9 protein-coding genes and 1 pseudogene are annotated in these 7,397 nt (G+C 34.4%); 9 read left to right on the forward strand and 1 reads right to left on the reverse strand.

The genetic code is table 11. The annotated features are described in order from the left end of the window. On the reverse strand, positions 1-273 hold a 273-nt coding region (locus H4K35_RS15215), incomplete at its 3' end, for a phage integrase N-terminal SAM-like domain-containing protein (RefSeq protein ID WP_182628771.1). Positions 274-493: 220 nt separating this feature from the next. Between H4K35_RS15215 and H4K35_RS15220 the strand changes: the two genes are divergently transcribed. The 9 genes and pseudogenes from H4K35_RS15220 to H4K35_RS15260 form a co-directional block, all read left to right on the forward strand. After that, the gene (locus tag H4K35_RS15220; RefSeq protein WP_024568394.1) at positions 494-958 is read left to right on the forward strand and encodes a GNAT family N-acetyltransferase; all 465 of its coding nucleotides are present in this window, start codon (positions 494-496) and stop codon (positions 956-958) included. Positions 959-1,148: 190 nt separating this feature from the next. After that, on the forward strand, positions 1,149-1,613 hold the full coding sequence (locus H4K35_RS15225; protein ID WP_024568394.1) for a GNAT family N-acetyltransferase: 465 nt from the start codon (positions 1,149-1,151) through the stop codon (positions 1,611-1,613). 280 nt (positions 1,614-1,893) lie between these two features. Further along, positions 1,894-2,355 (forward strand): MarR family winged helix-turn-helix transcriptional regulator, encoded by a 462-nt coding sequence (locus H4K35_RS15230; protein ID WP_010257559.1) that lies wholly within the window; start codon positions 1,894-1,896, stop codon positions 2,353-2,355. Positions 2,356-2,364: 9 nt separating this feature from the next. Then, complete coding sequence (gene arr, locus H4K35_RS15235) at positions 2,365-2,811, forward strand: NAD(+)--rifampin ADP-ribosyltransferase (protein ID WP_010257556.1); 447 nt, start codon at positions 2,365-2,367, stop codon at positions 2,809-2,811. A gap of 208 nt (positions 2,812-3,019) precedes the next feature. Beyond that, positions 3,020-3,598: a pentapeptide repeat-containing protein gene (locus H4K35_RS15240; protein ID WP_182628772.1), complete on the forward strand. Its 579-nt coding sequence runs from the start codon at positions 3,020-3,022 to the stop codon at positions 3,596-3,598. Between the two features lie 186 nt (positions 3,599-3,784). After that, positions 3,785-4,732: an aminoglycoside phosphotransferase family protein gene (locus tag H4K35_RS15245; RefSeq protein WP_182628773.1), complete on the forward strand. Its 948-nt coding sequence runs from the start codon at positions 3,785-3,787 to the stop codon at positions 4,730-4,732. 305 nt (positions 4,733-5,037) lie between these two features. Further along, a complete protein-coding gene (gene lnu(I) / locus H4K35_RS15250; RefSeq protein ID WP_008992950.1) occupies positions 5,038-5,808 on the forward strand; it encodes a lincosamide nucleotidyltransferase Lnu(I) in 771 nt (256 codons plus the stop codon). Positions 5,809-5,961: 153 nt separating this feature from the next. Then, complete coding sequence (locus H4K35_RS15255) at positions 5,962-7,128, forward strand: tetracycline-inactivating monooxygenase Tet(X2) (protein ID WP_008651082.1); 1,167 nt, start codon at positions 5,962-5,964, stop codon at positions 7,126-7,128. A 175-nt stretch (positions 7,129-7,303) separates the two neighbouring features. Beyond that, positions 7,304-7,397: pseudogene (locus H4K35_RS15260) on the forward strand (aminoglycoside 6-adenylyltransferase); the annotation flags it as partial.

A 7,397-nucleotide genomic window follows, 5' to 3' on the forward strand; every position in this document is an offset into this window, starting at 1 on the left:
TAACTCTATCGATTGATTATTGACCAACTCATAAATCTTCTTAATTGCCCCAACTAAAGAGCGTTGATAAGATGCACTAATATTGTCTTGAAATACTTTTTCATTAATAAAACCCTCTATTTCAGCAATAGGTATTTCGTTGAGCGTACGATATTTATTCATATACTCTAAGAATATTTGTGCATAACCACAATACGATTTTATGGTATTATTGGCGTAGCGTTGCACTTGCAATCGGTCGTGTAAGGTTTTTAATATTGTTTCGCTATCCATACTTAAATAAATCTAATTTAACCTATTTTGTTTCGCTATCCACAAAAAATAACTTACTAAGTATCTAATTTACAAAAAAAGTAATTATATTAGCAACAGATTTTACGAAATGCGCATATAGGTGTTATTTTACGAAACTACACCGTGTTTTATTTCGTGAAATAACAATGTTAGCGGGCATTGTAAAGGACTACCTCTAAAAAAGAAAACTTAGAAATGTATGAACTTAGAATTGCAAATACTACAATCTGACAATATTAAAGAGTTCAAGGACTTAATAGTTATTTTTGAAAATGTATTTGAAATGAAAAATTTCAATTTGCCAAGTGAATTGCACTTACAGAAACTATTAAACCAAGAAACCTTTTATGTAGTTACGGCTAGGGCAAACAACAAAGTTATAGGTGGGCTGACAGTTTATGTGCTTGACCAGTACTATTCAGATAAACCATTAGCCTATATATATGACCTTGCAGTATTGACGAATTACCAAAGAAAAGGCGTGGGGCGAAAGTTAATAGCGTTTACAAATCAATATTTCAAAGAAAAGGGATTTGAAGAAGTTTTTGTGCAAGCAGATGAAGTTGACAATTATGCTCTTGATTTCTACCGTCTTACAAATCCGACAGAAGAAGAGAAAGTGCGACATTTCTATTACAAATTAACTCTTGACAGTGAAAAGTAAACAAGAACAACGACCCGCTAACACGGGTTTTGCGTCAGGCGGGGTGACGTATCACTTGGAGCTTTGTGCTTCTATTCAAGTTCAGTGCAGGTTGACAGTTTTGTGCTCCGAAACCCGCCCGAACGCAAAGCCCGAAAACGTTAGCGGGCATTGTAAAGGACTACCTCTAAAAAAGAAAACTTAGAAATGTATGAACTTAGAATTGCAAATACTACAATCTGACAATATTAAAGAGTTCAAGGACTTAATAGTTATTTTTGAAAATGTATTTGAAATGAAAAATTTCAATTTGCCAAGTGAATTGCACTTACAGAAACTATTAAACCAAGAAACCTTTTATGTAGTTACGGCTAGGGCAAACAACAAAGTTATAGGTGGGCTGACAGTTTATGTGCTTGACCAGTACTATTCAGATAAACCATTAGCCTATATATATGACCTTGCAGTATTGACGAATTACCAAAGAAAAGGCGTGGGGCGAAAGTTAATAGCGTTTACAAATCAATATTTCAAAGAAAAGGGATTTGAAGAAGTTTTTGTGCAAGCAGATGAAGTTGACAATTATGCTCTTGATTTCTACCGTCTTACAAATCCGACAGAAGAAGAGAAAGTGCGACATTTCTATTACAAATTAACTCTTGACAGTGAAAAGTAAACAAGAACAACGACCCGCTAACACGGGTTTTGCGTCAGGCGGGGTGACGTATCACTTGGAGCTTTGTGCTTCTATTCAAGTTCAGTGCAGGTTGACAGTTTTGTGCTCCGAAACCCGCCCGAACGCAAAGCCCGAAAACGTTAGCGGGCATTGTAGAGCGACACCCATCCCTGACAGACAAACCAAAATCAACTATCCTTAAATTTTGAATCAAACATTTTAGGTAACTACCAAAAAAATATATTATCTTTGTTGTCAAGATAAATGGTTAACAAGATTTATGCCTGTCAAAGAAAAAATCATCAACTTAAGGAAATTGAGCCAACTTTATGCCTACACATCTATTCAAATGCACGAAAGCATTGGTAGAAAAATTGGACTGACTGGCACTGACCATAAATATTTAGGTTTCTTAATTCAAAAAGGTCAAATGACAGCAGGTGAACTTGCCCTACTTACAGGGTTAACAACAGGTTCGGTTACAGGGCTAATAGACCGGTTTGAAAACAAAAAACTCGTAAAAAGACAGCCCGACAAAACTGACAGGCGGAAAATAATCATAGTTCCCAATATTGATAGAATAACAAAGTTGGTTACACCATTTTATAGTAACTACCAAAACAAAACACACGACCTTTTTGTGTCATTCAATAGTGATGAATTAAACATTTTAGAAAAATACTTCCACAAAGCATTGGAGTTGATGAATAAAGAAATTGAAAAAGTAAACGAGAAACAATAAGAAATAACTATGAACACAACCAAAATAGAAGATAAAGCCGTACTTCATATTCCTACACCGTTTGCTCAAACCTATTTTCACGGAACAAAGGCTGACTTGAAAATTGGCGATTTCATTCAAGTAGGTTTCAACAGTAATTATGAAGAAAACAGAATATTAAAGCATATTTATGTTTCGGCTACACTGAATACTGCAATATTAGGAGCAGAACTTGCTTTGGGCAACGGACGTGAAAGGATTTATTTAGTAGAAGCAACAGGCGACATAGAAGATGACCCCAACGTAACGGACAAAAAATTTCCTGGTAATCCCACAAAATCCTATCGTTCGAAACATCCTTTTAAAGTTGTTGGAGAAGTAACCGGTTGGCACGGACATACCCTTGAAGAGATTAAAGCTATGAAAGATGGACTGGAAAAACTTAGAGAACAAGGGAAGAATGTTATTATAGACTAATGAATAAACAATTATTATTTGACATAGAACAACGACCCGCTAACATGGTATTTGCAATAGCACGACTGACGGAAGTAATTGAACATTTGTACTACTATCAACTTTTGTGCATATTTTCGGCTGACGGTTTTCAAATGCCGTGCCATCGCAAATACCCAAACCGTTGTGCGTCATAGAAAAACTCACTCAAAATTAGAAAAATATAAAAATGACAAATGAAATAATAACTCACGAGAACAAAGAATTTAAAAATGTTGATTATTCTGGAAAAACATTAAGAAATAGAGAATTTTTTAAATGTAAGTTTATATCGTGCATTTTCGTAAAAAGTGACTTGAGAGGAAATAGTTTTGAAGAATGCACTTTTCAGGACTGTAACTTTTCAATGACAGAAATAGAAGGAACGGGTTTTAGAAACGCAAGCTTTATAGGAAGCAAAATTCTTGGAATTGATTTTACAAGATGCAACAATTTTGCATTTTCTTTCAGATTTGAGAATTGTATTATGGATTATTGTACATTTTTTGGGACAAAGTTAAAGAATACGCACTTTGTAAAATGTTCTCTTAAAGAAGCAGATTTTACTGAATCGGATTTATCTTCAGCAGTTTTTAATGACACAGACCTTACAGGAACGAGGTTTTTAAATACTATACTTGAAAAGGCGGACTTTAGAAATGCAAAAAACTTCGCTATTGACCCTGAATTTAACAAACTTAAAAAAGCAAAATTTTCTGCATTTCAACTAGAAGGATTGCTATATAAATATCAATTGATTATTTCTTGAACAAAAAAAAATAATTACGAACGCACAACACCGTATATAAGCTATGGCTCGTTCTGTGCCTATTTGGAAAATCCTGCGGTTTGCCAAAGTTAGTTTATATTTGGAGAGGTTCGTGCCGAGACACGCCACAGCTCATATACATAACGTTACCGGCAAGCCGAAAACAAAAACTGCACAAAATAAAAGATGATTGAAACATTGATAAAAATATTGCAAGAAAAATATCTTGTCAAAACAAACATAATTTCTAAACAGCAAGGTGGTTGGGCGTCTTTGGCTTACAAAATAGAAGACAAAAACGGACATTTTTACTTTTTGAAAGTTTATGAGAAAAGTAGAAAATCAACATCTTATTTAACGAAACACATAGATATTTATCTTCCAATTGCGGACTGGCTTGATGACCAAACTTCACTTAAAGGAAAAATAATTCGATTGATTAAAACGCAATCTGAAAATTTTAAGTGTGAGGATGAAAATTATGTGTGCATTTTGTTTGATTACATTGATGGAGAAACGGTTGGAGAACAAAATTTAACAGAAGAACAAGTAATACAATTAGCCGAAACTGTTGCTCAATTACATAATTTAGAAGATTTTCCTTTTGACATCAAGCAGATTTCTGAAACATTCCATCTTCCGTTCATTTCCACATTAAGTGAATGGATAGAGAAAAACTTTGACCACTTAAAAGTTGACATCAAAGAGGTATTGAAACCTAATATTTCAACTATCAAAAGTCAAATCAACGAATGGAACAACTTGTCTAAAGTATTAAAAGAACAGCATTTGAAATTCTGTTTATGCCATACAGACATTCATCATTGGAATATTATTACAAATAAACAGCACTTATATCTTTTAGATTGGGAAGGAATAAAATTTGCACCACCCGAAGCTGATATTTTTAGCATTTATCAACAACCTTATTTCAATTCGTTCATGAAAAAATATTGTGAACTCAATCCCGATTATCAAATAAACGATACTGTTTTACGGTATTATCAAATAAGCCGAAAACTTCAGGATATTTTTGAATTCATAGAACAATTACAATTTGACGAACTTAATCAAGAAGAATACAAAATCAATTTAAACTACCTGAAAAAAGAAGTTGATACGATAACAGGCTAAAATAGCAATATACAAACCTAAAAACACAGCCAGCAGGTAACAAGGGTTTTGCAAGAGAGCGGGTTAAGTGCTTCGTATGAAACTTTTTGCTAAATTTGTAGTTCGGTTCTTCGATTGAGCGTTTGTGCATAAAATCCGCTCCCTCGCAAAGCCCCGAACCGTTGGCGGTAATTTGAAGAAACAATTAACAACGAAAAACATTCAAGAAAATGAAGCTATAAGTAACTGTAAGATAGAATAAGAATTGAAATATCCTTTAATACGCAAAGTAGAAAGGGCGATTGTTAATATTAAAAAATTAGAAAATGACACAGTTACAAATGATTGACAAAACAAAGTCAATAGCTCAAAATGATAAAAATATTTCTGCCGTATTTATGTACGGGTCATTTACCAAAAATGAAGGGGACAAATATTCAGATATTGAATTCTACATCTTCTTGAAGGATAAAGAAAATTTTTCCGCTGAAAATTGGGTAAGCCAAATTCATCCTTTGGCATTATATTTTACCAACGAGTATGGAAGTGAAGTTGCCATTTTTGAAAATATGATAAGGGGGGAGTTTCATTTTTTGACAAACGACCAAATGGAAGTTATCAAATCGTGGGACGGTTTGGTAGAGTTTAGCGACTTTGACAAGATGATTTTAGTAGATAAAGAAGATTTATTGACTAACACGCTCAAAGAAATAAAAACTAAAGTACCTGATCGAACAACAAATGAAAATATCCTGTGGTTGAGCCAATCATTGTTGAATGTTTTACTTACAACAAGCAACTTAATTAAACGACAGGAATTTGCTCACGCTTACCAAAGCTTATCAAATGTTCAAAAATATTTACTTTGGTTAATAAGAATTGAAACATACCAAACCAAACATTGGGAAAGTCCAACAAAAAGCTTGGAAAAAGACATAGACCCAGATTGGTATTCGTTATTTCAGGAGACAACATCAGAATTAGATCCGACAGATATTAAAACAGCTTTCAAGAAGACATTAACATTGACTGAAAAACTTTTTGATAATCTTGGAGTTGAAGCAAAATTAAAGGGGGTATTAAGGAGAATTGAATAAAAAAAACTACCGCCAACATTGTATAAGCGTAATGCGGGCTGAACTGCTAAATTTGAGCATTTTTGCTCCTAAGAAACTTTGTGGTGGGCGGACAGTGAATTGCTCCGAAATCCCGCACTACGCTTATACTTGACCGTTATGTGCCATTTTTGAATGACAATGCGAATAGATACAGACAAACAAATGAATTTACTTAGTGATAAGAACGTTGCAATAATTGGTGGTGGACCCGTTGGACTGACTATGGCAAAATTATTACAGCAAAACGGCATAGACGTTTCAGTTTACGAAAGAGACAACGACCGAGAGGCAAGAATTTTTGGTGGAACCCTTGACCTACACAAAGGTTCAGGTCAGGAAGCAATGAAAAAAGCGGGATTGTTACAAACTTATTATGACTTAGCCTTACCAATGGGTGTAAATATTGCTGATGAAAAAGGCAATATTTTATCCACAAAAAATGTAAAGCCCGAAAATCGATTTGACAATCCTGAAATAAACAGAAATGACTTAAGGGCTATCTTGTTGAATAGTTTAGAAAACGACACGGTTATTTGGGATAGAAAACTTGTTATGCTTGAACCTGGTAAGAAGAAGTGGACACTAACTTTTGAGAATAAACCGAGTGAAACAGCAGATTTGGTTATTCTTGCCAATGGCGGGATGTCCAAGGTAAGAAAATTTGTTACCGACACGGAAGTTGAAGAAACAGGTACTTTCAATATACAAGCCGATATTCATCAACCAGAGATAAACTGTCCTGGATTTTTTCAGCTATGCAATGGAAACCGGCTAATGGCATCTCACCAAGGTAATTTATTATTTGCTAACCCCAATAATAATGGTGCATTGCATTTTGGAATAAGTTTTAAAACACCTGATGAATGGAAAAACCAAACGCAGGTAGATTTTCAAAACAGAAATAGTGTCGTTGATTTTCTTCTGAAAGAATTTTCCGATTGGGACGAACGCTACAAAGAATTGATTCATACGACGTTGTCATTTGTAGGATTGGCTACACGGATATTTCCTTTAGAAAAGCCTTGGAAAAGCAAGCGCCCATTACCCATAACAATGATTGGGGATGCCGCACATTTGATGCCGCCTTTTGCAGGGCAGGGAGTAAATAGTGGGTTGGTGGATGCCTTGATATTGTCTGATAATCTAGCCGATGGAAAATTTAATAGCATTGAAGAGGCTGTTAAAAATTATGAACAGCAAATGTTTATCTATGGCAAAGAAGCACAAGAAGAATCAACTCAAAACGAAATTGAAATGTTTAAACCCGACTTTACGTTTCAGCAATTGTTAAATGTATAAAATGGAATAAAACGGCACATAACAAACAAATTGGCAATAGAGCCGGTGAAGTACTTCTATTGAACTTTTGTGCAATGTTGAAGATTAGTAATTCTATTCAACATTTGTGCTAAAAGTCGGCTCCATCGCCAATTTGCCAAACGTTGTACGACATAGTAAAACCGAACCAAACAAAATGAAAGTCAGAGAAGAAAAGTTAAGAACAATTATAGAATGGTCGGAGAAAAACGAAGATGTAAGAGTTCTTCTTCTGACAAGTTCACTTGTAA

The organism is Myroides sp. NP-2 (assembly GCF_014145665.1).
In the GTDB taxonomy this organism is placed as follows: Bacteria; Bacteroidota; Bacteroidia; order Flavobacteriales; family Flavobacteriaceae; genus Flavobacterium.

What these genes read in the sequence shown, in the direction of transcription:
- H4K35_RS15220 (WP_024568394.1), top strand. Translation starts at nt 494, where the DNA reads ATGAACTTAGAATTGCAAATACTACAATCTGACAATATTAAAGAGTTC.
- H4K35_RS15225 (WP_024568394.1), top strand. Translation starts at nt 1,149, where the DNA reads ATGAACTTAGAATTGCAAATACTACAATCTGACAATATTAAAGAGTTC.
- H4K35_RS15230 (WP_010257559.1), top strand. Translation starts at nt 1,894, where the DNA reads ATGCCTGTCAAAGAAAAAATCATCAACTTAAGGAAATTGAGCCAACTT.
- arr (WP_010257556.1), top strand. Translation starts at nt 2,365, where the DNA reads ATGAACACAACCAAAATAGAAGATAAAGCCGTACTTCATATTCCTACA.
- H4K35_RS15240 (WP_182628772.1), top strand. Translation starts at nt 3,020, where the DNA reads ATGACAAATGAAATAATAACTCACGAGAACAAAGAATTTAAAAATGTT.
- H4K35_RS15245 (WP_182628773.1), top strand. Translation starts at nt 3,785, where the DNA reads ATGATTGAAACATTGATAAAAATATTGCAAGAAAAATATCTTGTCAAA.
- H4K35_RS15255 (WP_008651082.1), top strand. Translation starts at nt 5,962, where the DNA reads ATGACAATGCGAATAGATACAGACAAACAAATGAATTTACTTAGTGAT.